The organism is Thiorhodovibrio winogradskyi, from assembly GCF_036208045.1.
Lineage (GTDB): Bacteria > Pseudomonadota > Gammaproteobacteria > Chromatiales > Chromatiaceae > Thiorhodovibrio > Thiorhodovibrio winogradskyi.
In genome coordinates this window covers 2,661,612-2,687,054 of the sequence record NZ_CP121472.1, presented here as the reverse complement: position 1 = coordinate 2,687,054, position 25,443 = coordinate 2,661,612, and the positions used below count along the sequence as shown (strand labels likewise).

Here is a 25,443-nt window from a genome sequence, read left to right as displayed (position 1 = left end):
ACAATCAGAAATCAGTCGCCAACCACCAGCCACCAGCCACCAGCCACCAAAGGAAACCCACACCATGACCGATGTCACCACCCCCGCACTGGCCACCCGCTGCGTCCATGCCGGCGAACTGGCCGACGCCCATGGCAGCCCGCACACGCCGATTTACACCACCACCTTTGCCTTCCCCTCGACTCAAGCGGTACTGGACGTGGTCGAGGGTCGCGCGACCGGCAGTCTCTACACCCGCTATGGGCTCAATCCCAGTATCCAGTCACTGGAGGCCAAGCTCGCCGCGCTCGAGGGCGCCGAGGCGGCGCTGGCCTTCGCCTCCGGCATGGCCGCCGAGGCGGCGGTCTTTCTCGCCCTGGGGCGCGCGGGCGTGGTGTGCATCGGCGATGCCTATGGCGGCACCCTGGAGCTGATCGGCGAGCAGTTGCCGGCGCTTGGCATTCCCACCCGGTTGATGCTTGGCGACGAGTTGGATCAGCTCGACGCGGCACTGGCGGCCGGCGCCCGCCTGGTGTTTCTGGAAACCCCCAGCAATCCGGTGCTGGAGGTGTTCGACATCGCCGCCATCGCCGCGCGCGCCCATGCCCAGGGCGCCTTGCTGGTGGTCGATAACACCTTCGCCTCGCCGGTCAATCAGCAACCGCTGGCCTTGGGCGCGGATCTGGTCGTGCACAGCGCGACCAAATACCTCGGCGGCCACAGCGACCTGACCGCCGGCGCCCTGATGGGTTCCAAGGCGTTGATCGAGGCCGTCTGGCCCTGGCGCAAGAATCTCGGCACCACCCCGGCGCCCGAGACCGCCGCGCTGCTCGCCCGCAGCCTGCGCACCCTGGTCGCGCGGGTGCGCACCCAAAACGCCAGCGCCCAGCGGATTGCCGAGGCCATGGCCGCGCATCCCCGAGTGGCGCGGGTGCGCTATCCCGGGCTGCCCGCGCATCCCGGTCACGCTCTGGCGGCGCGGCAGATGCAGGGCTTTGGCGGCATGTTGACGCTGGAGATCAAAGGCGACGGCGCGGCGGCGAGTCAGGTCGCCGACCGCTTGCGCCTGTTCGCCCTGGCGCCCTCGCTCGGCGGCGTGGAAAGCCTGGTCACCCAACCCTGCACCACCACCCACCACGGCCTGCCGCCTGCCGAGCGCACCCGACGCGGTATCACCGACAGCATGCTGCGCCTGTCGGTGGGACTGGAAGAGCCCGAGGATCTGATCGCCGATCTGAACCAGGCGTTGGGCTGAGTGCTCATGTCGGCACTGATTTATCTCGACCACAACGCCACCACCCCGGTCGCCTCCGATGTGCTCGACGCCATGCTCCCCTGGTTGGGCGCGGGCTTTGGCAATCCGGCCAGCGATCATCCGCTTGGGCGGGCCGCGCGCGCGGCGGTTGACCAGGCACGCACGCAGGTGGCGAGTCTGATTGGCGCGCAACCCGAAAACATCCTCTTCACCGCCTCGGCCACCGAGGCCAACAACCTAGCGCTGCTGGGCGCGGCGCGGGCGCTGGCGCAGACCGGGCGCGGCCGGCATCTGATCGCCAGCGCCGTCGAGCATCCGGCGGTGAGCGCGCCGCTTGACTATCTGGAAACCCAGGGTTGGACACTGAGCTGGCTGCGGGTCGATGCCAGTGGCCAGGTCAACCCCGCCGATCTCCAAGCCGCGCTGCGCCCGGATACCCGGCTGGTGTCGGTGATGCACGCCAACAACGAGGTCGGTACGATCCAACCCATTCGGGAACTGGCGGCACTCGCCCACCAGAGCGGCGCGCTCTTTCACTGCGACGCAGCGCAATCAGCGGGCAAGATCCCGATTGATGTCAACGCCCTCGGTGTCGATTTGCTCACCCTGGCCGGGCATAAATTCCACGCGCCCAAGGGCATCGGCGCACTCTACCGTCGCGCCGGCGCCCCGCTGCAACCCCTGCTGTTCGGCGCCGGTCAGGAGCAGGGCCTCCGCCCCGGCACCGAGAATGTCGCCTACATCGTCGCCCTGGGCGCGGCGGCCGCGCTGGCGCAAGCCCGCCTGCCAACACTGAGCGCGCGGCTTAAGCGCCAGCGCGATGGGCTGCACCGGGCACTTGAGGCGGCTATTCCTGGGTTAGTGCTCAACGGCCATCCCGAGGCGCGTCTGCCCAACACCCTGAGCCTGGCCTTTCCCGCCGTCACCGGGCACGACCTGCTGGCAGATGCTCCGGAGATCGCCGCCTCTCTGGGCGCGGCCTGTCATGCCGGCGCCGATGCCGTCAGCAGCGTGCTCGCCGCCATGGGCCGCCCCCCCGAGCAGGCGCACGCGACGGTGCGTCTGAGCCTGGGCGCCGAAACCAGCGATGCCGAACTGGAGCGCGCCGCCGATGTGCTGATCAACGCCTGGCGGCAGTCTGTGACGGCGGGCCAATAGAGGCGGTCGCCATGCGCGCTGAACCTCCCGAACCCGATACGAGCGGCGAGAACCCGCAGGATAGTGGCCTGTGGCCCTCGCCTGCGTATCACCAACAGGTCGAACGCCTGCGCGCGGCACTCGGCGAGACCATCTATCTGGTCGAACTCATCGAGAGCCCGGTGCAGCTTGGCGTGCATCTCAGTGGGCAGCCCTATGAACTGCTCGGCGTCATCGACTTCCCGCGCCCCGATCCGGCGCGCGGGCTGGCGCCGCATCTGCTGCTGCTTGATGACGGTCGCGGGGTCAACCTCGGGCGCATTGCCCGTGTCAGCCGCCGGCCCTTCGCGCCCGAAGCAGCGGATCTGCTCTATCTGGATCGCACGGCCGAGCAGAATCTGCTGTTTGCGCAACGGCGATTATCACCTGAGTTTCTCGCCCAGCGCAGCCGCGCGGCCTTGGGGGAATGTCTGGGGCATGGGTTGGCTGATCGAGACCGCCGACTGATGGGAGAAGATACACTCAGATGACTTGATCTTGGCCGACCGCTTGGCATCATGACGCCAAACATTCACAACATTTCAAAGCTGGCGCTCAATCACCAGGTGCGAGTCGACCTCCCGCACGCCTGGTATGTACTCGGCCAGGCTCTCGGCGACATTGCGCTCGGCCACAGAGCTGACCGAGCCGCTGAGAATAACCCGCCCGCTTTCGACCGCCATGTCGATGGCGCGCGCATTGACTCTGGTGTCCGAGGCCAATAGGCGCAGCAGGCGGGGCGCGATCCAGTCATCCGCGTTTTCTTCCGCCTTGGCGCGCTCCTCGGCTTCGCGCTCCTTGGGGATAAGCGCCGGGTCGACGCTGATGTAGTTGAAGACTTCATCGACCCCCAAGGTGCTGGCGGCCATGGCGGCGAGCCGATCCTTGGTCGCGGCGTTGCCGACCTGACCGTGCAAGCGCACGACGCCTTTTTCGACCTCCATCTTCACATCCAGCGGCTGATTGCGGGTCTGCCAGCGCAGACGCTGACGCAGGCGTGCCTTTGTGGTGCGATCACGCAGCTCGCCAATCAGTTGGCCGGATGCTGCCGCCATGGGTGCGTCCAGTTCGAGCTCCATGACGATCTCTGTATCAGCGCTCGCCATCAACTCGGCCAATTCGCGCGCCAGGTCGGCCTCAATGGCGTTGGAGACCGCGCCTTCCAGATGCCACTTGTTGGGGAAGGGAATGATCCGAATCTCGTATCCGTCGAGCAAGGGGTTGATCCGCATTAACATCTGCGCCTGCGCGGCGCGCACATCGGGCGTTTCGGCAGCAGTGGCGGTGACAACGGAGAGACTGAAGAGGGTCAGAGTAGCAAGGGTTTGCAACACCGCGATTACCTCGATAGACGACAGTCGATTTCAGTGTCCAATGGTTTGACCGCGAACGCGCGGCGTCACGCTGACGCCGCGCCGCGCTCAAGGCATTAAAGATCGCCGACGGCTTCCTTCACCCGCTCCGCGAGCACCGGATCGTAGCGCATGCCGGAAGCGATCTCGTTGTAGTCAGCAATGGAAATGCCGCTGTTCTCGACTGCCTTGACCATGGCTTCCTGGGCCTCTTGCTGCATGCTCTGGGCGGCCTCGGTGGATTTGGCCGTGGACATCTCCTCGGTCAGCTCCTGATTGAGCTCCTGCACATTCTGAAAGGCTTCGGCAAAGGTCGCCAGGGTCCCGTCGTCAACCTCGACTTGCTGTGCGCCCTGCGAGGAGTAACTGCCCTGGGGTTGGCCGCCGCCGGTTGCTCCTCCGCCCCCCATGGATTGCGCCAGCACCGGTCCGGCACTCAGGAGTCCGGCGGCGAGCAGAGCGGTGGCGGTCAGGGTATTGGTTTTGGTCAGTGTCATGATAAGACCTCCTTATAGGTCAGTTTGGCGAAAGGTGCCCCAAGACAATCAGGGATCGTGCCAAACTGCCAAGACGGCATGATTTGTCTTTTTATAACAGACCACTAGGATCAATTTTGCCGCCTCCCCGGCGGTCCCATCCAGCGCCCAAAGCGGATCATTTCGACACATGGGGCATTCCGCTACGGGTCATCCGGACCCCGTTCACCGAGTTTGCGATAGAGCGTCTTGCGCCCGATACCCAGAATGCGCGCGGCCCGCTGCTTGTTACCGCCGGTCCAGTCGAGTACCGCGCGAATATGGCTGGCCTCGACCTCGGCAAGGGTGCGCCAGTCTTCCTCTCGGGCGCCTGCCGCGGGCGATGTGGCATCCGCCGCGGTCGGTGACGCCTGGCGCACGCGCTCGGGCAGGTCATGGAATTCAATCCGCGCGCCGGCGGCCAGGGTGACCAGGCGCTCGACCAGACTGCCCAGCTCGCGCACATTGCCGGGAAAGGCGTAGTCGAGCAGCGCGCGCCAGGCCTCGGGCGCGAACTCAGGCGCCGTGCCGGCGCGCGCATGCAGGCCGAGGAAATGGCGCAAGAGATGAGCGATGTCCTCGCCGCGTTCGCGCAGCGGCGGGACATGCAGGCGAAAGGTCTCCAGCCGGTAGAACAGATCCTGGCGTAGCTCGCCAGCGGCAATACGCTCGCTCGGGTTCTGGTGGGTGGCGGCGAGAATGCGCACATCGGCGGCGATTTCCTGATTGGCGCCGACCGGGCGCACTTGGCCGTCTTGCAGCAGGCGCAGCAGTTTGGTCTGCATGGCCGGTGGCATCTCGGCGATTTCATCGAGAAACAGCGTGCCGCCGTCGGCTTCCAAAAACAGCCCGCGCCGCCCCGCGCGCGCGCCGCTGAAGGCGCCGGCGGCATGGCCGAACAATTCGGATTCCAGCAGGGTTTCGGGAATGCCGGCGCAATTGAGCGCCACGAAAGGCGCCTCGGCGCGCGTACTCTCTTGATGCAGGGCGCGCGCAACCAGTTCCTTTCCGGTGCCGGACTCGCCGGTGATGAGCACGCTGCTGTGCGACGGCGCGATGCGGCGGATCAGCTCAAAGAGCTTCAGCATGGCGGGACTTTTGCCGAGCATGCCGTGGAAGTCCCGCGCCCCCAGCAGCTCCCGATAGCGCGCCACTTCCACCTGTAATTGGCGCCGATCGAGCACCCGCGCCACCGTCAGGCGCAGATGTTCCAAATCCAATGGCTTGGTGAGAAAGTCGTCAGCCCCGGCCTTGAGCGCCGCGACGGCTTGGTCGATGGTGCCAAAGCCGGTCACCATGATGAACCCGGGCTGGGGTCGACAGGCGCGACTGGCCTGCAACACCGCCAGGCCATCGGCGCCGGGCAGGCGCAGATCGCACAGCACCAGGGCAAAGGACGCGGACGTCAGGACGGCGCGAGCGGCCTCGGCATCGGCCACGCCCAGCGCGCGATAGCCCGCGTCCGCCAGCTCGTCGATCAGCAGTTGGCGGTAGCCGTGATCGTCCTCGACCACCAGGATGCTGGCGACCTGACCGGTGTTGTTGGCGGCTGTCTCGGCGTTTGTCATCCGGAAGTCTCTGCTGCGCGGCCCTCTGGTGCGCCATGCACAATGACAGGCGGTAATGCGATTTGAAAACAGGCGCCGCCCAGCCCCCCGGCCTCCAGCGACAAGTGCCCATCATGCTCGGCGATCGCTGCGCGTGCCACCGCCAGCCCAAGCCCGGTGCCCTGGCCAACTGGCTTGGTGGTGAAAAAGGGCTCGAACAACCGCTCGCGCGCGGACTCGGCAATGCCTGGCCCGTCGTCGCTCACCCACAGCCGCAGTCCGTCGTCATCCAGCTCGGCGCTGATCAACACCCGGGCGTGAGCGGCGTTCAGGGCATTGTCGAGCAGATTGCCGAGCGCCTGCTCCAGTCGCAACGGGTCGGCATACAGGCGTTGCCCGGCCAGCTCGGGCGACAACGCCACATCGACCGCCACTGGCCGCTGTGCCGCCTGGGTGCAGCGGCTCACCACGCCATCAATCAGCGGCCCCAGCAATACCGCGCGCCGGTGCAGCGGATTGCGGCGGGCAAAATCCAGCAGTTCCCGCACAATGCGCGAGATGCGATCCAGCTCCTCGCGCTGCGCGGCCAGCTCCGCGCGCGCCGGCGATGACGCGGGTAGCCCGCGCAACGCGCGTTGCGCTCGCCCGGCGACACTGCCAAGCGGCGTGCCCAGTTCATGCGCGAGCCCCGCGGCCAAACGACCGACGGCAGCGAGCTTTTCGGACTGGCGCAGCTCGCGCTCAAGCCGCGCTTCGCGTTCGCGCTGAGCGCGCAGATTGCGCTCGGAGGTCTCCCAGCGATCAATCATGGCGTTGATGCCGACGCCGAGCTGCTTAAGCTCCACCGGCCCGCGCACCGGTATGCGCAGACCGCTCTCGCCGGTGCCGATGGGCGCCATGGCGGCGGTGAGCGCACGCACATGGCGCCCTATGGCGCGATGGTGGCCGATCAGCACAATCAGCACAAAAAGCACCGCCACCAGCAGCACTAGGGTGCCGCCCACCCAGCGCAGCCGCGTCAGGTAGGCTTCGAAACGGCTCAGATCGCGGGTGACTTGCAGCAGTCCGACCACAGTGCCAGCGGGATCGTACAGCGGCAGAAAGAAGGAAAACACCTCGCGCCCGCGCCTTTCCTCGACACTACCCTGGGTGCCCTCCGCCGTCACGGCGCGCGCATCGCGCCGGCGCTCCAGCAGCGGACTGCGGGGTCCGCTGGTGGCGACTTGCTCACCCGCGCGGTCATACACATAGGCGCCAAATACCTGATCGATCTGGAACACCGAGTCCAGGGCCTCGCGCACCGCCACGACATCGCCCCGCACCATGGCTGCGGCAATGGGCAGACGAATCGAGCGGGCAATCAGCTCGATATCGTCCTGAACGCGTCGGTGCATCTGCTTCTCCAACTCCCGCACCCCGAACATGCCGAGCGCCACCAACAGCCCCAGCAGCGGCAGCAGCACAAAGGTCAGCACAGCATTTCTGAGTGATTGAATCGGCTGCAAAAGCTTGGTGTCGTGTATCTCGCCATCCAATTTTGTCGCCTGGGAGTTTAGCATGAGCACCCCCGACAACCACTCACGCAGCGAAAGCCGAGCGATTTGGACTTCCATTAGCGCTGCAGGCCAAGCTGCTGCGCGCCGTGCAGGAACATCGGCAGCGGGTCGGGACCGGGACTGAGCCCAAACATGATCCACACATGACACAGGATAATGGCGGCCCGTGGGCCGCCCCCTTTTTTTGCGATTAGGCGATCAGACCACCTTGTCAGTTACCCCCGCCGCATTTGCCCTCCCCGCATTTGCCCTCACCCTTGCCCTCGGCGCCTTTGTCGCCGCCGCCGCACTTGCCTTCGCTCTCCTTGTCGGCGCCACACTTGGCCTCGGTCCCTTCTTGACCACCGCATTTGCCCTCGCCGCATTTGCCCTCGGCTTGCGCCAGCTGGATATGAGCACTGCTCAGCGGTTGGGCGAGAAAGGGATTGCCGCTGTCGGCCAGGGCACTGCCCAGGGTCAGCGGGCCGCCAACCAGGGCCGCGCCGGCCCAGGTGAGTGTGGTCATTGTCTGCTTCGTCATGGTCAACTCCTGATCCTACAAGGATCCTGATGGTGGAAAAATCGTCTTGCGTGTCGGTCGGGTTCGGCGAACAGTGTCGCGGCTCTGAGTGACACACATCAGTAAAGACCGCCCGAGGGCCGGATTTCTTTCAGCGCTTCGCCACTGGTGCGTCGGAAAGATTGGCCAATGTGGCAAGAATGTCCGCCGGCTCGGCGCGCTGGCGGTAATCGGTCTCGGCGAACGCGTAACGGATAACCCCTTCCTGGTCGATCACGAAGGTGGCCGGCACCGGCAGGATAAAGCGTCCCTCGCCGTTGTACTCGGCGAGATTCAGCCCGAGTCGCTCTTGGTAGAGCGCGCGCAGCGACTCCGGCACCTCGAACGCCAGCCGGTAGGCCTGCATGGTGTCATCCTTGAGGTCGCTCAGAATTTCGAAGGGATAGCCGTCCACCTTGACCTGCGCGAGGGACTGATCCGGTTGCTGGGGCGTAATGGCGATGAGCTGTGCCTGATAGCGCTCGAAGTGCGGCAGGCTCTGGTGGAGTCCGCGCAATTGCAGATTGCAGTAGGGACACCAGGCGCCGCGATAGAAGGTCAGGACGACCGGACCTTCTTGCAGGCGTTGCGTCAGTCGCACCATCTCGCCCCTGGCGTTGGGCAGTTGGAAGTCCGGCGCGGTCTCGCCAACCTGCGGTCCTGGTTCGGGCATGGCGGCCGCCAGGGCGGCAGCGGCGGCTTCCATCTGGTCACGCTCGATAGCGGTGAAGGGTGGCGGGTGCTTGGCCTGCTCGGCCTGAAAGGCATCCAAGTCGCTCTGGTAGCTGGGCAGTCGCGGCGGGTCGGCGGCGGTTGCGCCGCCCACCGCTGCCGCGCCCATGGTAATGGCGAGCGCCAGGGCGAAACGCGAATGCTGCCGTGCCGGCCAGCTGTCATCGATCAAGGCAAGGTCTGGCGTGATGGTGGGGACCGGCGCGCGGGATGATGGGCGCATGGGGGGCTCCTCTTTGTGGTGGTGGGTTAGAATGGGCGATGGGCTCACACCCACAACCGCGCCTGGGTGCCCGAATCCGTGTCCGAGGTCAGCTCAAAGGTCCAGCCATGGGCATCGGCCACGCGTTGCACATAGGCCACGCCCAAGCCCGTGCCTGAGTGCTTGGTGGAGAAAAAGGGCGTGCCGACGCGAGCCAGGGTTTCGGGCGGGATCGGCGCGCCGGCGTTGTGCACTTCAAGACAGGGTCGCTGCGGCTCGTCCCCTGATTCCGGGGTTGATTCCGGGGTTGATCCCAGGGTAAATCCCAAGGTCAGTGTCACGGTGCCGTCGGGAGCCGAGGCCTCGGCGGCATTGTCGATCAGATTAAACAGCGCCTGCGCCAGCATGTCCGCATCGGCCAGGATGGGCGCGAGCGGCGCGGTCTCGATGATCTGGAGCCGACGGCCCTTGAGGCTGGGCAGCGCCGCGAGCGCGGGTTCGAGCTGGCGCGCGAAGGTCAGTGGCTCCAGTTCCTGGCGCTCGGGTGGACGCTCGCCGGCGTAGCCGAGAATCTCCGCCAGCAAGCGTTCCAGTCGCGCCGCCTCGCCTTGGGCCAGCTCGACGCGGCGTTGTGTTCGTGCCTGACGTTCGGACTCGAGCGCCGGCACCACGCGCGCGGCGAAATCGTCCAGACACAGCTGGATGGTCGCCAATGGATTGCGAATCTGATGCGCCAGGGTCGCGGCCAGACGGCCCAGCTCGGCCAGGCGGGCAATGGCCGCCTCGCCGGCCTTGCGCGCGGTTTGATCCCGGAGCACCGCGACAAAGCGCACCTGCTCGGGGGTGCCGAATTTGCAAATACTGATTTCGCTGGGGAAACAACTCCCATCGCGCCGCTGGTGACGGCTTTCCATGGTCCGAGGCTGATCGAACGGCAGTTGGGCGCGAATCTCCGCCAGGGCCTCGGCCGACAGGCTGACGTCGATATCCGGCACCGGGCGGCCAATCAGCTCCTCGGGCGTGAAGCCGAGCATCCGCGCGGCGCGCGGATTGACATCGAGAATCCGCCCGTCGCCAGCAACCAGGAAGAACCCATCGCCGGCGTTCTCGACAAAGGCCCGCAAGCGCTGCTCGCTGCGCTTGAGCGATTCCTCGGCACGCTTGCGCTCGGTGACATCGCGCACAATGGCAATAATGCAGTCACGCCCTTGATGAGGAACGACCGCGGCGGAGATCTCCGCCGGCAGCCGCGCGCCAGCGCGGGTGGTGCAGCTGAGCTCATTGGTCCAGCCATGGCCGGTGGCGAACACCTGCTCGGCGAGCGCCTGCAATTGCGGCATTTCATCCGGGTGAATATCCGAGACCCGCACCTCGGCGAGCAGTTGGTCGCTGTCATAGCCAAGCAAGGCGCAGGCGCGCGGATTGGCCTGAAGAATGCGATCGGCATGCGGGTCGATGACGAAAATGGCATCGTTGGAATGCTCGAAGATGGCGTGCAACCACCAGTGATGATCGGCGCCTGTCGGTTGGATCGCGCGGCGAGCGGTTGGGGTATCGGCCGGGGACATGGGCGAACCTTTGGCATGGGATGGATAAGGATTGGGTCGACAGTCCGCGCGGACAGGCGCTTGCTCACCTGGTGGATCGCAAGCCTCACCTGGTGAGAAGACCGCCGAGGGCGGCTGTTTCTTTCAGCGCGAGTGATGATTGACCCGCGCCGACCGAGCCGGCCACCGCGACAGTCTTTCTCAGGGGTGGAGCGCGTAGCAATCGAGGTCGGCGGCGACGCTGACGCGCCCGGAATACTCGTCCGCGATGCGCGCTCGGCTCGCGTCAAGGTCGGCCTCGGAACGGCGCATCAGATGACTGAGCACCAGATGCTCCACGCCGGCCTCGCGCGCGATGGCGGCGATCTCCGAGGGTCGCGGGTGCAACCGCGCCGCCACCGCGCCAGCATCCTCCGGGATGGCGTGATCCATGATCAGCACCTCGGCATCGCGGGCAAAGTCGATGAAGGCGGGATCATCGCCGTTGAGATCGCCGCTGAAGACGATGCGCTGGTCACCGATGTCGACCCGGTAGGCCAGCGCCGGCACAGGCCCGTGGGTGACACCCATGGCGCTGACCTGGTAGCTGTCGGTTGCGAGCACCGAGAGCGGCTTGCGGCTTGTGGCATCAAGCGTCCGGCGCTCAAGCGCGGCCAGTCCATCGCTGCCATCCAGGTACCCGGCGAGGTAGCGAAAGGCGCCGACGGAAGGTCCGAGCAACCCCTGTAGATAGCCCTCCAGACCGGGATACTGGCCGCCGCCCGTTGGTCCCGCGATCGGCAGGGCGCGGGTGCGCGGGCTGAAATAGCCGCGCTTGAGCAACGCCGGCAGGTCGGTGGCGTGATCGGCATGCAGATGGGTCAGGGCAATCAAGTCCAGATCGGCAAAGCGTGCCCCACTGGCGCCGAAGCGCGCGAAACTGCCGCCACCAAGATCGATCAGCATGCGAGCCCGCCCATCCAGCCACACCAGATAGCCGGCGCTGGCGCGGCCGTTTTGACCCTCGGGACCGCCGGAGCCGAGCACCTGCACGGCGATGGCGTCCGCGCAAGATTGTGCGACCGCCTCTACCGTCACCCCGCACAGCAGCGCACCGAGAATCAGCATTCTCAAGCCAAGCATTCGCATCCTCCTCACCATGACAGGAACCAGTCGGGTGATCGAAAAACCGCCAGATGGCCTGCAGGAACCTCTTGCGCCAGTCGCGCCCTTCGGCATCGGGGCAAGCGTCAGCCAAGATCAGGCGAGTTAGCCCGGACTCCCAAGCGCCAGGATCGCATTGGCAGCGACTGACGAGGGCTAACGGCATGATTCCAGGTGCTGTCGTGCCATCCACCGGGAATCTATCACGCCTGCCATCGAACGCACCTCAGTAATCGGGCCATGCAACCTAATCTAGCCATGCGGAAAGGATTCACAAAGTCCTCTCCAGGAGTAAATATTCCACCGAGATTCCGTCTCGATCATCCTTTATCTTCTGCGCCTAAGGGGATTTGCGGATCGTGTTAAATGACTCGACCAAAAACAACCGGCAGGACGAGATTGTGTTATCTGAACATGAATCGGGTGAACAACTATCCTTGGACCAGGGAATAAACCGCCCCGAACAGGCAAATAAGAGTCCCCGGACGAGGGAACCCAAACCCCTAGCGAGGCTTCGCCTCAGACCAACGAGTCCTGGGGTGGCCCCGGCTGAGCGCACAGAGTGGTTTACACTCTGGATATAGCCGCCCAAGCGGCGAGGAGGCGTGACGCCTGTTGCTCAATCGGGGCCAAGGATAATGATAGGACAAACCGTCGCCGAGTTGTTGGATCAGCATGTGGGATTAGACATCGAAGGCATCGATCGGCTCTATCTGAATCTCTACCAGCCGTTGCTACAGACCGGCGGCGGGGTGGTGAATTTCTTCAAGGGCCATCGTGGCGCGCAAGTCGCCTCCACCACTCTGATGGCGCCGATGACGAAGGAGTTCGCCGCGGCGGTGCACGCCTTTGCCAAGCGCAACGGGATCGATGTGGTGCATTTCGAGAAAGGCCAGCGCAAGGATGACGAGATCCAGCGTCGGCTCCAAACATTCACCCACACCGAAGGGGTGCTCTACATCGGCGTGGCCCAAGAGAAATGCTCGACCTTCCGCGTCACCAAACGCATCAGCGAACGGACCGGGACCAGTTTTCCGTGGCTGTATCGCTCCCCTATGACAGTGAAGGGGTGATGTGCAATCAGTACTATTTCTATGTGGTCGATGAAGACTTCGGGCCCTTGTTCATCAAGTTCTCTGGCTACTTCCCCTATACCGCACGGGTGTGCCTGAATGGGCATGAGTACGCCAAATGCCAGTTACGCAAAGAAGGCATTTCGTTTGAGGCACTCGACAATGGCGTGCGCACCTGCGCCGATCCCAAGCGCTTGCAACAGATCAATGATGAGCTCAGTGCGGCACGCATTGATCAGGTGGTGCGCAAGTGGCTTGCGTGGCTGCCATCGCCCTTTACCGACGCCGATCGTGCGGCCGGATACACATATGATCTTTCGATCCTGCAGGCGGAATTTGCCCGCACGCAGGTGTTCGACCGCCCGCTCTCGGGGCGGCATCTGTTTGAGGAGATCATCCGTGAGAATTTGGACCTGGGCCGTCCGCACCAGGTCAGTGTGATTTTCAACCGACGCATCACCCTGATTGGAAGCAGGGCGCACGCCGGGGCGTTTTCGCACCCGCGTCATCACCTCCGGGGTCACCCCTTCGCTGCACGTGGATTACAAGTCCACCCGGATCAAGCAGTACTTCAAGGAAGAACGCGCCCTGCGCACCGAAACGACGATCAATGACACCCGCGACTTTGGTCTCGGCCGGCGTCTGTGCAACCTGCCCGCTCTGCGGGCCATCGGGTTCGCGGCCAATCGGCGGATGTTGGCCCTCGAACGCATCAGCCAGGATTGTCACCTCGCTGAGTCGGTGTTAGAGCAGGTCACCCAGCCTCAACACGTCGCCGGGCAACGGGTCTCGGCGCTGAGCTTCGGCAACCAACGGGTCATGGCGCTCCTGCAGGCGCTGTGCTTGTTGGTGCTACTTCCTCAGGGCTTTCGTGCCGCTCATCTGCGCCCACAGGTGGCTGAGTTGTTGGGACTGACGCCTCAGCAGTATTCTTCCGGGCGCATGACCTACGATCTGCGCCGCCTGCGACTGCATGGATTAATCGAGCGCATCCCTCAGACTCAGCGTTATGTCATCACCCCGCTGGGGCAACGGGTGGCGATGTTCTTCACCAAAGTCGACGCCCGGGTGCTACGCCCGGGATTGTCCCAACTGTTCGATGGCTGCCCCAAGGCACCGGCGCGTCCGCTCAACAAGGCGATGACCGCCTTGGATAACGCATTCAATCAATTCATCAGCGAGGCCAAACTTGCCGCATGAAACTTGACGCATCTGCACGTCTTTTTTGCCCTCAAGACGGCTAGGAGATATCAACTTCCCGAACGAGTTCGTCATCATCGGCATCCAGCTCTTCTTCTTCCACGTTCACATCGCCGGTGGGTTCGTCCAGAGTAGTCGTTCGAGCGACGGGTTTCCCCGTGGCCTGCTCAATTAGTTTCATCAGGGCCTCTTCGCGCTGGGCGAAAAAGGATTCGAAGTTGTCGTTGCGCAGGGTGTCGACATCGACCAGGTGGCTGGCGAGGATGGCGCTCATGCGTTCAGGGTCGATCTTGGCGTTCTTCTCGAGCTTGTGCAGATACTCCGACGGTGCGGCGCCTCCGATGATGCGGTTCGCGCGGGCGGAGATGGGTGTCTTATTGACGACACAGTCGTAGCGACCTCGCTCGATCCGCTGCTTCTTGCACCAGGCGCGCGGAAAGATGTGGTGGATGTCGACGCGCTCCTCCCAGAAGGAGGTCAACTCGTAGGGTTGCCCGGAACGGAAATCCTCACAGCCGGTGCGCATCAGCAGGGCATGTAACCCTTTGTAGGCTGCGGCGAGTCGGGAGCGCAGGGTGTAGAGGCGCTCTTGGGCGAAATTGGCATCCTGGAACGTCGATGGACGCTTGCTATCGTCGTCGATCCAGATCGGAACATCCTGCACATCTTTAGCCAGCCGGCTTTCGATGGTCGAGCCATACAGCTCGCCGAAGACGCCGCACCAATACCATCGGGCGATCTTGCGTCGCGCGCCATCTTCTTCCCAGCGCTTGCCAAGCCGGGTGATGATCGCCGCCAGCGCGACCAGTTGGGTCAGGTAAGGCACATCCTTGCGCCAGTAAATGCGCTGGAGCTGAAGGAATTTTGCGGCCTGAAGAAAACTGTTCTCAACCGCATCCGCCCATTTCTGGTAGGCCGTCAGGGGCAGATTCAGAATGGCCTGGCGGGTGCAGCTCACCTGGGGCAGATCTTTGCCTTCCTTGCCGGCGGCTGCGGCGGCTTCGCGCACTTCCAAGGTATGTAGCAGGGAAATCGCTTGGAGGAAGTCGGTGCTTTGTAGTTGGGAGAGGACTTCATGGCGACCGAGCCGAGCGGCACGTCCGACTTCACCGGTCTTATCATCCCCGAGCCAGTCGCGGCGCAGTTGAAAGTTGTCCGCCGCATAGATGGCCGTCAGCAGTTCAAAGGCATCGAGCTTTTTGCCGCCAGTGTTGACCTTCTCGAACACCAGGCAGACCGCCTCCTTGGTCGTCTCCCGCTCCAGGGTGATGACCGGTACGTAGTAGGCACGAAAAACTGTGATGATCTCATCTTGAAAACGTCGATAGAAAAGCCGCTCACGCCTAGCTGACTCAGGATCATGCTTCAGCTCTGCATGCCAGAAATCCTCAAAACCAAGCTCCCAATCGTTATCGTCGAATAGCCGATTGACAGGAAACATCCGCTCGCGATATTCCTGTTCCCGCGTGGAGAGGTCGAGTACCACCTCACGGCCAAAATTGGTGCGGATGGTCTTGTCCTCCGGCAGACCAACGATGGCATCCTCGCGGTCGGTCATCGGATCGAGCGCTTTCTCCATGTCGATGTAATACCAGCGCTTGATGGCACGCTTCTGGGCATTCTGGGTGTCGATCGCGCGGTTCAGGCGGGTTGCCTGATAGAGAGAAGTGATGCGCTGCTGGCCATCCAGCAACAGCCGCTCGGGCTGGCGGTCGGGATAGCCGAGGGTGACGCCTTCAATGGCGCGCGGCTGGAAGCGCACCTCCCCTCCTGTGCGCAAGGTCATGATGGCGCCGACCGGAAAAGCCTGGGATATGGACGCGAGAAGGGCGCGAATCCCGTAGTCATCCCAGACCCAGCCGCGTTGGAAGTCGGGGAGTTGGAGTTTGCCCTCCTCGGCTTCGTCGAGCAGTCGCGCGAGGGATTCTTTGCCGCTGTCGAAGATGGTTTGGGTCATATCAATACCTTGACGGCCTGACTGATATCATACCATTACCCATAAGTCCGGCGGATACGGCTGCGATGCGTCGCAAGTGCCTGTTTCAGCGTGAGGCACCTTGGTTCGACGGCTTGAAGATCGGCCTCGTAACCCTCTGATCAAGCGGAACTCACCGACTTATGGGTAATGGTATGGACTGATATAGTAAAAAATGCGGAGACCGAGCATTGGTAACCGATCACAGCAAAAAAAAAGCGGCTGAACGGATTAAAGCAAGCTGACTCCCAATAGCATTTAACCGTGAAAGAACTTCTTGCTGTTCCCCATTTTTTTGCCACAAATATTCCCGACGCGCATCAAGCGTTGCAATCATTGGGAAACATGTCGCAATGAATGTTTTTTCAGACAACTCTCTGAAAAATAGATCAAAGACGTCATCAATACTACTCTTTGTACCACTTGCAGCAGTCGCGTACTTGTTTTCGCCAATAAACTTTCCTACAATTTCTATTCCATCTATCGCTGGCGTCAACCAAGCGAGCCCGGTTCGAATGTTTCCAGCGAGTTTAACTGCGCCCCAAGGGGCAAACTTAATCGGCAAATCCAAAGTATCACGAGCAGCTAGAATACCATCAGCAACATGCCGAACAGAGACTTGATTTATAAAATTACTACCATCCCTAATCGCATACCTCATTGTAGTAGTTGTGAAAGATAGAACATCATCAAGAAAGCTCTCATATTGCCGAACTTTCTTAACAACTTCGTCTACCGTACTCTCGTTAATATCAATGAGAGACTGCGTATGCTTGGTTACAATATTCTGAAGTCGCCGCTGAAGAACACTTAAGCTCTCTGGCCCACCTAATTCAGTTTCGACGAAACTTTTAAGCGCATTAAAATCTTTACATTAATCGACCTCTACTAACAACGAACGACGCACAGCATCTGATTCCTCTCTGATATTAATGAGCGCCGTGGATGCTGCGCGCTCTTGATCTCTAATTGAACGCTGGATCATTTCCGCTTCTTTTGTCGTCAACTCCACTACCTTTGATAACTGCTCAATTGCTGGATTAATTTTTTGCAAAATTCTTTGTGATATATCTATAACAGCGCTTTTTTTAGCGCCAGCATCCAGTCCCTCGCCATCTATACAAATTTCCTCGACTACTTGTTTGAGATTACCAATCCTTGATAGCGAGTTATGTCCTTGAATTTCAGACTGCCAATAAGGTAGCCCCCTGTTATAGGGGTTGGCTGCAACGCAAACAATGGTTCCATCAAAATTACTGCCAGTGGCCTCCTGCAGCGATGTCCTAAGCACAGCTCTCTTTATCTCACACATCTCATTAAATCCGTTGGGTAATCCCCCGGCTCTGCCGGGGTGACAGCAGAAGTTTGACATTTACTGGAGTCCATCTGGGAGACTCCGCAGCGTGAGCCGCCAAGCACACGATTGTGGAGAATCCAGATGGACGAGTTCGAGAGCCTAAGTCACTCACGTTGGGAGTGCAAATACCACATTGTTTTTATCCCGAAATATCGACGGAAGGTGCTTTACAAGCAGCTGCGGAAGCATCTTGGGGAGGTGTTTCATCGGCTGGCGCAACGCAAGGAGAGTCAGATCCTCGAAGGGCATCTGATGTCCGATCATGTTCACATGTTGATTTCGATTCCGCCGAAGTATGCTGTCTCGCAGGTGGTCGGGTACATCAAGGGCAAAAGCGCAATCCATTTAGCGCGAGTCTATGGTGAGCGAAAGCGCAACTTTGGTGGGATGCATTTTTGGGCACGGGGCTATTTTGTCTCGACAGTTGGTCGTGATGAGGCGACGATTCGGGCCTACATTCAGCATCAAGAGCGTGAAGACCAGCGTCTTGAGCAGCTGAACCTGTGGCGCTGACCGGCCGCCTATAGGCGGCTCATGAACTAGGGGCCGCGTTAGCGACCCCCTTGCCGCTTTGAGCGGCTCACGAATTCGAAAGCCCCCGGCTCTGCCGGGGGATTGTTACTTCATTATCATCCTCCAAGTCAGCAACTTCGTCCATCTTGTTTATCGCGAAAATGATTCGCCTACCAGCCTTGAGATCATTTACGAGCCAGCGTATCGTATCAGTATGGGATTTTTTTAGCGGATTAACTGGGCTAACAACAAAAATAATCGCAGATGCTCGCGCAATATACTTCAACGCAATCCCATCATGCTCGGTGTAAGACGAAAATAAGCCCGGCGTATCAATAAACACGTACTTATCTGTACGAAGCTCAGAAATCGTTCTAGTGGTAGGACCGAAACCAATTGGAATTTCATATTGCTCAGCCATGAGTCCAGCCAAACAAGACTTGCCATCCGAAAATGTACCAAGAAAAGCCACAATAGGCAGAGAACCATCGAGCGACCGGAGCACGTCCACAATTGCCTTACGCTCGCTATCGAAACTTGGTCCAAGATCCGCCTCGAGCGCATCGATTATTACGGTCAATTCTTGGAATTTATGTGAAACATCTGACTCTGCGACGTCTTCTGGGGCTTTTTTCATGTTCATGCGATAGTCTCTTTCGTCCTTTCTAGGAAGCATTTGATATTTAGACGGTCAGACTCCGACAAGTCTTTACTGGCAAAGGATTGCTCAATTGAATCAAAAATGATCGTACTAGCAATTCTAGAAAACCTGCGAGCTGCAACAGCAGATCCAGTTCCAATTAACACAAATGATCCCACTCTCATGTCCTCGCCAGATTTTGCAAATCTTGGGAGCACGGCTTTTAGATTATAATCACCATATTGCGCTCCTAATGTGGTTGACAAGTCAAGCAAAATTCCTCTCAGCGCTCTAGAAGATTGCTTGAAATACTCAGAGTAATTTAAGAGCTTATCGGCAAATAGGCCAAACGAATTCAATTGAACGCGCGTAAGACTTTCTATTTCCTCCCATTCGCTGTTGAGCTTTTCAATGCTTTTGTTTGCGTTTATTTTTATTGCTTTAGAAACTTCACTTATTACTTCCAACTTAGCTTCTCTCTCGCGGCGTTTTTTTCCAACTCCAAACAAATCGAGGAGCCTATTCAAAGAACTCATAACAAAAGTGATGAGAGCAGCCAGTGGAGATAACAAATACCCGAGAACAGTAAAGACTGCGGTTTTTAAGACACCAATCAAGATTGAAGAAATACTTGCGTTCAACTTTTCAAAAATCTTCGAAAAGTCAATGTCGACTGGCCCTGAATCAGCAAAAGTGAATTGCATGAAATAATCGAGTTCTCCCAGCTTGTCTGACAACGATTCATTTAAGATTACTTGCTTGGATTCTAACTCTTTCTGCAATTCAGTAATCCAAGAGTCGTAAACGTTGCTCATTTTTTCTTTCACAGCATCTTCAGAATGACCAAGACTTATTTCCTCACTGATTACTTGGTTTAGCGCTACAGAAAGTGTGTCTAACTTCGCGCGGAACAATAGTTCAATGGCGACCCTCGTGTTGGTTAAAAGATCATCGATATCGATTGTTACTGCGGAAATATGTTCTTTCCATCTGTTCGAACTTGTGAACAGAAGTGTAGAAACTTGTTCCAATTTGTCTAAAACATCATTATTAACGAGTAGGGCCTTGTTTAGGTTCGACCAAGCTATAAGGGTTTCGGAACCTTCGAAGAGTTCAGCTAGATTGAACTCAAAATCTGAAAATTTGGAAAAATTTCGGGCTTCTTCCAACGATCGTAAAAAACTTTCTGCCTTATGTCGATCTGAAAAAAATCTTGCTTCAGTCTTGGCTTTTTGAGAAATCAATGCGAGGTGTGCGTTAGTTGATATGTGTCCCGCATAGCAACGCCCGAAAACGTCTTCCATAGTTCGGGAAATATGCTCAGCAAGCTTTTCGGCTCTCTTACGTTTGGTATGGGTAACCGATTTTTTACACAGCAGGTTAAGCCGAAAGGGTGGCACACGCTGCTGCATCAAAGGGACAAGCGGGCAGTCGGGTGAGCTTGCCGGCGATCAGGTAGGCGATGGTGATCAAATGCTTCACCGTGCCGTAGCCGCGTGCTTTTGCTTTGGCAGCCTGGATCTGGCCATTGATGGCTTCGACACGACCGTTGGTCAGGCGCGAATCGAACGCGTTAAGCACGCCTTCCCAATGGTCCTTGATTGTCTGAGCGACCTTCTTCATCGGCTCAAGGCGGCAGCGACGCGCCCAACTGACCCAGGCTTTTAGTAAGGGTTCGGCTTCTTCACGGGAGGTCGCGGTGCGGAAAATCTCGCGCAGTGCCTCCTTGATTCGCCAGGCACGGTGGGTTTTGAGATTGAGCCGACGCAGGTCGGCAAACTGTCCGATCTGGCGGCGCGTCCAGTCGCTTTTGTCCTTCAGCCATAGGTAGCGCGAACGCTTCAGACCGGGTTCGGTTTTCACCTCCGCGCGACGCACCTCATCAACGGCTTTGTTGACCATTTGAATGACATGGAACTCATCGAAGGTGATGTCGGCCCAGGGCAAGTGTTCCGCGACGCCGGCCTGATAAGCTGTCGACATATCGATGCAGACCGAGCGGATGTTCTCGGCGCAGCCGCCATGGGCCTCAAGATCCTCGGCGAATTGATCGACCACCTCCGCCTTGCGCCCCTCGGTGGCGAACACCAGTCGCTCAGCCTCCATATCATGGAACAAGCTAATGTAGTGATGTCCGCGCCGCGCGGCGGTCTCATCGAGGCCGATGTCCTTGACGCTGGAGAAATCCTCCTGCGCACGGGCGGCATCGACATAGGACTCCAGCACGCGCCACACACGCATGTCGCTCACGCGCAGCAAGCGCGCGACCCCAGCCACCGGCATGGCCCGGCACAAGGTCACAATCAAGGCTTCCATCAGTTGGGTGAAGCTGGTGTTGGGCCGCGCCCAGGGCACGGGAATTTGCGTTGTCTTGCCGCACTGCGCGCAACGCACCCGCGGCACCTTCGCCTGCAGATACGCCTCGTATTGGAAGAAGTTCAGATGCCGCCATTCGCGCGCTTGGGTGTCATGAACCGGCTGATGCTCGGTGCCGCAATGCGGGCAGGGAAAGTGCGCCCCACGTTGATAGCCGAGCGCGAAGTCGATGCGTCCAGCCACTGGATCGAAGCGCACATCATCGACAAACCAGGGAGCAGACAAGCCCAGGGCAACAGAGAACAGCGACGTGGTTTCCATGATCAGGCCTCCGAGGCCTGTGGATATGTGGACGCGTCCTGCGGACCGGCCCGAGCCCTACGGGACGTGTGGACAACCCCGGTATCGCGCCGAGCAAGCATCGCGGGAAGCCTGCAAGATCGGGGGGCGGCGCGCTCCCGGGGTTGCCCACACTCTCGGGCCTCGCGCCCACATAGCCACAGGCCCTACAACTGGTTGAACATTAATTTTCCCGGAAAGATGCCGCTTCGCGGCCCGGCTTTCAAGCAGAAACCCATACCAGACGTAAGAGAGGCAAAAAATTACCGGCTGCCGCGCTAGGCGCTCTTTCGATGGAGACGGATGCGCGGTGAAGCAAGACCGATGTGGGATAATCCCATATCGCCTGCTGGCGGAAACCCCTGGCGCACAACCGCGAGGTTACCTCCATGACGAACAACGACATCGACCCTGACCGCTACAACGCAATTCGTCGCATCGCCATCCTTGCCCAAGGCGAGATGGAGGGGTATCGATTCGCACTGGAGCTCGCCCAGCGCCAACTAAACGCAGCCGTGGCCTACCGCGATCTGCTAGTCGATCCTTCTGCTAACGCCACCTCTGCGGAGCAGGAAATCGCCCACTGCAGGGAAAACATCGAGCACATAACCGCCCGCATGAATGAAGCCGCGCCGCGCTGCACGAAGGCCACCGATTTGTGGCGCGCAGTGCGGGAAGCTAGGGGCTGATCGCCTTACCAGTCTCGGGGGGGTAAGGTTGCAGTTTCCCGAAGCTACCTCGGTAGCATCGCCCTGGTGGAATAATCGCCGACTGCCGCGCTGGGCGATGTGCAAATCTGTCCATCGCTCTAAATGCTCAGATTCGAGCAATTGCACCCTGCCGAGCAAGGAGGGTGCCGTTGGCGTCCCCCTTGGGCAAATCCAAACTTGGATTGGCTGCCAGGCTGCGCGCTCTTTCGGTGGTTCGATGGCTGCCGAGAGCAAGACCGGCGAATGCTGCCGAACGTGGGCGCGCTCAGACCTTCAATTTTCGTTTGTTACCTACCCGGTTACCTAAACCGCCCGGACAGTAAAAAAGCCTTGAGGCGGAAACCTGCAAGGCTTTGTTTTATTTGGCTCCCCGAGCAAGACTCGAACTTGCGACCCACTGATTAACAGTCAGTTGCTCTACCGGCTGAGCTATCGGGGAATTGAATGGTTTTGGCTGGAATGAAATTGGCGCGCCCGGAGAGATTCGAACTCCCGACCACCTGGTTCGTAGCCAGGTACTCTATCCAGCTGAGCTACGGGCGCTGTGAGCCGTATATTTTCTGTTTTGTTGGCTTCCCTGTCAAGATGCAATTTCGATCTCTCATGGGTTGTCGTGGTGGTGGATCATCGTGGTGGCGGTGGTTTTTGGTTTCGGTTCTGGTCTTGTTGGGCTCGTCTGGGGCGCTTGTTTCCAGCCGCGCGAGTTAAACTCGCTGGTTTCAGGCACATTTGTGGTGGAGTGGGCGATGCGGGTGCTGTTGATTGAGGATGATGCTCAGCTTGGTGCTTATTTGAAGAAAGCGCTGGCGGAGATGGGGGCGGTGGTGGATCTGACCGAGGATGGGCGTGAGGGTTTGCTGATGGCTGCTAGCAGTGAGTACGATCTGTTGCTGCTTGACCGCCTGTTGCCGCAAGTCGATGGGCTGACGATTCTGCGGACTCTGCGCGCATCAGGGATTCAGACTCCAGTGTTGATTCTAAGTGCGCTGGGCGATGTGGATGATCGGGTCGAGGGGTTGCGTGCTGGCGGTGATGACTATCTGGTTAAGCCACCTGTGTTCTCGGAGTTGCAAGCCCGCATCGAGGCGCTGATGCGTCGGATGTCGCCGGCGGAGGCAGCTAGTACCCGGCTGCGTCTGGGGGATTTGGAAATGGATCTGTTAACCCGCGAGGTGAGCCGCGCGGGTGAGCGCATTGCCCTGCAGCCGCGTGAATTTCGGTTGTTGGAGTATTTACTGCGCCATGCTGGACAGGTGGTGACTCGCACCATGCTGCTGGAGCATGTCTGGGATTATCATTTTGATCCTCAGACCAATGTGATAGATGTGCATATTAGTCGGTTGCGTGGCAAGATCGATAAAGGCTTTGCTTACTCGCTGCTGCATACAGTGCGTGGCGCCGGCTATACGTTGCGGGTTCCTGATGCTGCTGAGTCTGGGAAATGAGATGCCGGGCGTCACTCCGGGAGCAAAGCAGGGTAGGGCGGATTTCCCTGCCGGTGGATCTGGTTCGGCTGGAACTCGGGCGGACCGGCGACTCCACAAACGGCTGCGTGCGATTCTGGCAAGTTCCACTTTTCGCCTTGCACTCCTGTATGTGGCACTGCTGGCGACCTCCATGGCCTTTTTGCTGGGCTTTAACTACTGGTCCACGGCTGGTTACATGGCGCGCCAGACAGACGCGACCATTCATGCCGAAATTCGCGGGCTTGCCGAGCAATACCGACGTCGCGGTCTGGCCGGGCTGACGGCGGTCATCGCCGAGCGCCTGCGGCGTGATCCGGGCGGTGCGGCGCTCTATCTGTTGGTGGATGGGACCGGGCAGCGGTTGGTGGGCAATCTCAACCGCTGGCCGCCTGATTCCGTTGCGCCGACGGGTTGGATCAATTTTCGCGTCAGCGATCCTATCGGTGTTGGTTCGTCGGAGCCAGCGCGAGCCATGGCGGCCCGAGCCATGGTGTTCCGTCTACACGGGGATTTGCGCCTATTGGTGGGACGCGATGTGCGTGAATTGACCGCTGTGCGGAATTTGATGTTGGATGCTCTCTGGTCCGGACTGACTATCACGGCTGCATTGGCGCTCCTCGGTGGCTGGCTGATCAGCGCCAGTGTAGTGCGGCGGTTGGAGGCTGTGAATCAGGTCAGTCGCGAGATCATGGAGGGCGATCTCTCGCGGCGGGTGCCAACAGATGCTAGCGGCGATGAGTTTGACCAACTTGCGGCCAATCTCAATCGGATGCTGGCGCGCATTGAGCAACTGATGACGAGCGTGCGCGAGGTTTCCAACAATATCGCACATGATCTGCGTACCCCGCTGACCCGTCTGCGCGCCAAGCTGGAGCTGCTGGTGCAGGACCAGCTTCCACCGGGGGCGCGTGCAGAGGCAGAGGAGGCAGTGGCCGATGCCGAGGAGCTGCTGGCAACCTTCAATGCCTTGCTGCGTATCGCGCGGATCGAGTCGGGCAGTCGCCGTGCTGCTTTCTCTCGCTTTAATCTGGCCGACTCGGCGCGCGATCTTGCCGAACTTTATGAGCCCCTGGCCGCCGAGCGCGAGCAGCGTCTGGAAATTCAAGCACCGGCTGAACTCTGGCTGGTGGGTGATCGGGATCTGTTGTTTCAGGCAGGTGCCAACCTGGTGGACAATGCCATGAAATACACGCCAGCGGGTGGACTGATCCTTCTGAGCGCAAGCGAGCAGGGCGGCAGTGTGCGTTTGACGGTGGCGGATTCCGGGCCCGGCATTGCACCTGAGTGGCGCGAAAAGGTCTGTGAGCGCTTTTTTCGCCTGGATGACAGTCGTTCAAGCCCAGGAAGCGGGCTGGGCTTGAGCTTGGTACGCGCGGTTGCCGAGTTGCATGGGGCGACATTGATCCTGAGCGACAATACACCTGGCGGCAATGCCCCCGGCTTGAAGGTCAGCATTGTCATGGCGACGGCAGCAGGCTGATTGCAACTGGCTCTTGGGTGTGGTGCGCTTCGTCCCGATATACCCGACCAGTGCGATGGGAAATTGAGCCAGGTATCTGGCTCCGTCGCTGCTGCTAAACCATTTGGCTATCGCAAAGGGGAAAAAGGGCATGAAGAATCCTGTGAAAAGCATCAAAGAAAGAATCCAAGCAATCCAAGCAATCCAAGTCGGTGCACTGACATTGGCCGCTGTGCTGACGGGAGCCAGCATGTCGGCTGCCGCCGATTGGGTACTGGAGCCAGAGCAGTCGCATCTCTCATTTATATCGATTAAATCCAAAGACATCGCCGAGATTCACAGCTTCACCCAGATCACCGGACGAGTCGACGAGGAAGGCCAGGTGACCTTGGCTTTAATGCTCGACAGTGTTGAGACGCTGATTCCGATCCGCAATGAGCGCATGCGCGAGGTGCTATTCAAGACGACGGATTATCAGCAGGCGACCCTAACGGCCAAAATCGACCCGGCGGTGCTGGGGGCCATGCAGGTGGGGGAGATTGGGCAATTGGCCGGCGAGGCGGTGTTGTCGCTGCACGGGCAGGAGCAGCCCATGACCATGCAACTCCAAGTGGCCAGAGTGGCGCCGGACGTTCTTTTTGTCGCCAGCCGCAAGCCGCTGGTGGTGGATGCGGAAAAATTCGGGCTGAGCGATGGGGTAGAGCAGTTGCGGGAAATTGCGGGCCTTGAGAGCGTGAGTCACGCGGTGCCGGTCAGTTTTGTGATGACCTTTGTGCGCGAGCCGGTGGGGGAGGAAGCGCGCGAGGACTGAATCCGTTGCGAGCCTCGCGCCGGCCCGTGGCACAGCAGCCCG

General features: G+C 60.1%; 22 protein-coding genes, 2 tRNA genes and 1 pseudogene. 10 read left to right on the top strand and 15 right to left on the bottom strand.

Annotation, left to right across the window (positions count from 1 at the left end; translation table 11 throughout):
- Positions 1 to 64 precede the first annotated feature (64 nt).
- Genes Thiowin_RS11940 through Thiowin_RS11930 form a run of 3 tightly spaced genes read left to right on the top strand, consistent with a single transcriptional unit; the run spans position 65 to position 2,901 of the window.
- On the top strand, positions 65 to 1,234 hold the full coding sequence (locus Thiowin_RS11940) for a trans-sulfuration enzyme family protein (protein WP_328987939.1): 1,170 nt from the start codon (positions 65 to 67) through the stop codon (positions 1,232 to 1,234).
- Between the two features lie 6 nt (positions 1,235 to 1,240).
- A complete protein-coding gene (locus tag Thiowin_RS11935) occupies positions 1,241 to 2,392 on the top strand; it encodes a cysteine desulfurase family protein (protein ID WP_328987938.1) in 1,152 nt (383 codons plus the stop codon).
- Between the two features lie 11 nt (positions 2,393 to 2,403).
- The gene (locus Thiowin_RS11930; RefSeq protein ID WP_328987937.1) at positions 2,404 to 2,901 is read left to right on the top strand and encodes a hypothetical protein; all 498 of its coding nucleotides are present in this window, start codon (positions 2,404 to 2,406) and stop codon (positions 2,899 to 2,901) included.
- A 51-nt stretch (positions 2,902 to 2,952) separates the two neighbouring features.
- On the opposite strand, the gene Thiowin_RS11925 is transcribed toward Thiowin_RS11930, so the two are convergent.
- The 8 genes from Thiowin_RS11925 to Thiowin_RS11890 all read right to left on the bottom strand — a co-directional run bounded on the left by Thiowin_RS11925 (position 2,953) and on the right by Thiowin_RS11890 (position 11,521).
- Positions 2,953 to 3,744 (bottom strand): BON domain-containing protein, encoded by a 792-nt coding sequence (locus Thiowin_RS11925; protein WP_328987936.1) that lies wholly within the window; start codon positions 3,742 to 3,744, stop codon positions 2,953 to 2,955.
- 95 nt (positions 3,745 to 3,839) lie between these two features.
- Complete coding sequence (locus tag Thiowin_RS11920) at positions 3,840 to 4,259, bottom strand: DUF4168 domain-containing protein (RefSeq protein WP_328987935.1); 420 nt, start codon at positions 4,257 to 4,259, stop codon at positions 3,840 to 3,842.
- A gap of 182 nt (positions 4,260 to 4,441) precedes the next feature.
- On the bottom strand, positions 4,442 to 5,845 hold the full coding sequence (locus Thiowin_RS11915) for a sigma-54-dependent transcriptional regulator (RefSeq protein WP_328987934.1): 1,404 nt from the start codon (positions 5,843 to 5,845) through the stop codon (positions 4,442 to 4,444).
- Complete coding sequence (locus Thiowin_RS11910) at positions 5,842 to 7,437, bottom strand: ATP-binding protein (protein ID WP_328987933.1); 1,596 nt, start codon at positions 7,435 to 7,437, stop codon at positions 5,842 to 5,844. The genes Thiowin_RS11915 and Thiowin_RS11910 overlap by 4 nt, the downstream gene beginning before the upstream one ends.
- A gap of 154 nt (positions 7,438 to 7,591) precedes the next feature.
- Complete coding sequence (locus Thiowin_RS11905; protein ID WP_328987932.1) at positions 7,592 to 7,900, bottom strand: HvfA family oxazolone/thioamide-modified RiPP metallophore; 309 nt, start codon at positions 7,898 to 7,900, stop codon at positions 7,592 to 7,594.
- Positions 7,901 to 8,030: 130 nt separating this feature from the next.
- Positions 8,031 to 8,873, bottom strand: coding sequence for a peroxiredoxin-like family protein (locus Thiowin_RS11900; protein ID WP_328987931.1), 843 nt, complete (start codon positions 8,871 to 8,873; stop codon positions 8,031 to 8,033).
- A gap of 44 nt (positions 8,874 to 8,917) precedes the next feature.
- Positions 8,918 to 10,420, bottom strand: coding sequence for a PAS domain S-box protein (locus tag Thiowin_RS11895; protein ID WP_328987930.1), 1,503 nt, complete (start codon positions 10,418 to 10,420; stop codon positions 8,918 to 8,920).
- 180 nt (positions 10,421 to 10,600) lie between these two features.
- Positions 10,601 to 11,521 carry an MBL fold metallo-hydrolase gene (locus tag Thiowin_RS11890; protein ID WP_328987929.1) on the bottom strand — a complete coding sequence of 307 codons (921 nt, stop codon included), beginning with the start codon at positions 11,519 to 11,521 and terminating at the stop codon, positions 10,601 to 10,603.
- Positions 11,522 to 12,180: 659 nt separating this feature from the next.
- Here Thiowin_RS11890 and Thiowin_RS11885 point away from each other — a divergent pair.
- Both Thiowin_RS11885 and Thiowin_RS11880 read left to right on the top strand, forming a co-directional pair.
- The gene (locus tag Thiowin_RS11885; protein WP_328987928.1) at positions 12,181 to 12,615 is read left to right on the top strand and encodes a hypothetical protein; all 435 of its coding nucleotides are present in this window, start codon (positions 12,181 to 12,183) and stop codon (positions 12,613 to 12,615) included.
- Positions 12,616 to 13,080: 465 nt separating this feature from the next.
- On the top strand, positions 13,081 to 13,815 hold the full coding sequence (locus Thiowin_RS11880) for a hypothetical protein (protein ID WP_328987927.1): 735 nt from the start codon (positions 13,081 to 13,083) through the stop codon (positions 13,813 to 13,815).
- A gap of 40 nt (positions 13,816 to 13,855) precedes the next feature.
- On the opposite strand, the gene Thiowin_RS11875 is transcribed toward Thiowin_RS11880, so the two are convergent.
- Together Thiowin_RS11875 and Thiowin_RS11870 are read right to left on the bottom strand one after the other, a co-directional pair.
- The gene (locus Thiowin_RS11875; protein WP_328987926.1) at positions 13,856 to 15,772 is read right to left on the bottom strand and encodes a GmrSD restriction endonuclease domain-containing protein; all 1,917 of its coding nucleotides are present in this window, start codon (positions 15,770 to 15,772) and stop codon (positions 13,856 to 13,858) included.
- 220 nt (positions 15,773 to 15,992) lie between these two features.
- A pseudogene (locus Thiowin_RS11870) lies at positions 15,993 to 17,102 on the bottom strand (LeoA/HP0731 family dynamin-like GTPase).
- 126 nt (positions 17,103 to 17,228) lie between these two features.
- Here Thiowin_RS11870 and tnpA point away from each other — a divergent pair.
- Complete coding sequence (tnpA, locus tag Thiowin_RS11865; protein WP_328987925.1) at positions 17,229 to 17,660, top strand: IS200/IS605 family transposase; 432 nt, start codon at positions 17,229 to 17,231, stop codon at positions 17,658 to 17,660.
- Positions 17,661 to 17,727: 67 nt separating this feature from the next.
- On the opposite strand, the gene Thiowin_RS11860 is transcribed toward tnpA, so the two are convergent.
- Genes Thiowin_RS11860 through Thiowin_RS11850 form a run of 3 tightly spaced genes read right to left on the bottom strand, consistent with a single transcriptional unit; the run spans position 17,728 to position 20,937 of the window.
- On the bottom strand, positions 17,728 to 18,303 hold the full coding sequence (locus tag Thiowin_RS11860; protein ID WP_328987924.1) for a dynamin family protein: 576 nt from the start codon (positions 18,301 to 18,303) through the stop codon (positions 17,728 to 17,730).
- On the bottom strand, positions 18,300 to 19,712 hold the full coding sequence (locus tag Thiowin_RS11855; protein ID WP_328987923.1) for a hypothetical protein: 1,413 nt from the start codon (positions 19,710 to 19,712) through the stop codon (positions 18,300 to 18,302). The genes Thiowin_RS11860 and Thiowin_RS11855 overlap by 4 nt, the downstream gene beginning before the upstream one ends.
- Positions 19,681 to 20,937, bottom strand: coding sequence for an ISL3 family transposase (locus Thiowin_RS11850; protein ID WP_328985128.1), 1,257 nt, complete (start codon positions 20,935 to 20,937; stop codon positions 19,681 to 19,683). The genes Thiowin_RS11855 and Thiowin_RS11850 overlap by 32 nt, the downstream gene beginning before the upstream one ends.
- A gap of 407 nt (positions 20,938 to 21,344) precedes the next feature.
- On the opposite strand from Thiowin_RS11850, the gene Thiowin_RS11845 reads away from it, so the two are divergent.
- Entirely contained in the window at positions 21,345 to 21,644 is a 300-nt protein-coding gene (locus Thiowin_RS11845) for a hypothetical protein (protein ID WP_328987922.1), read from the top strand.
- A 384-nt stretch (positions 21,645 to 22,028) separates the two neighbouring features.
- On the opposite strand, the gene Thiowin_RS11840 is transcribed toward Thiowin_RS11845, so the two are convergent.
- Both Thiowin_RS11840 and Thiowin_RS11835 read right to left on the bottom strand, forming a co-directional pair.
- A tRNA-Asn gene (locus Thiowin_RS11840) sits at positions 22,029 to 22,104 on the bottom strand.
- A gap of 27 nt (positions 22,105 to 22,131) precedes the next feature.
- A tRNA-Arg gene (locus tag Thiowin_RS11835) sits at positions 22,132 to 22,208 on the bottom strand.
- Positions 22,209 to 22,411: 203 nt separating this feature from the next.
- Here Thiowin_RS11835 and Thiowin_RS11830 point away from each other — a divergent pair.
- The 3 genes from Thiowin_RS11830 (at position 22,412) to Thiowin_RS11820 (ending at position 25,401) form a co-directional block, all read left to right on the top strand.
- A complete protein-coding gene (locus Thiowin_RS11830) occupies positions 22,412 to 23,110 on the top strand; it encodes a response regulator transcription factor (RefSeq protein ID WP_328987921.1) in 699 nt (232 codons plus the stop codon).
- A 172-nt stretch (positions 23,111 to 23,282) separates the two neighbouring features.
- On the top strand, positions 23,283 to 24,611 hold the full coding sequence (locus Thiowin_RS11825; RefSeq protein WP_328987920.1) for a sensor histidine kinase: 1,329 nt from the start codon (positions 23,283 to 23,285) through the stop codon (positions 24,609 to 24,611).
- A 229-nt stretch (positions 24,612 to 24,840) separates the two neighbouring features.
- Positions 24,841 to 25,401, top strand: a complete 561-nt coding sequence (locus Thiowin_RS11820) for a YceI family protein (protein ID WP_328987919.1) — start codon at positions 24,841 to 24,843, stop codon at positions 25,399 to 25,401.
- Positions 25,402 to 25,443: the final 42 nt, after the last annotated feature.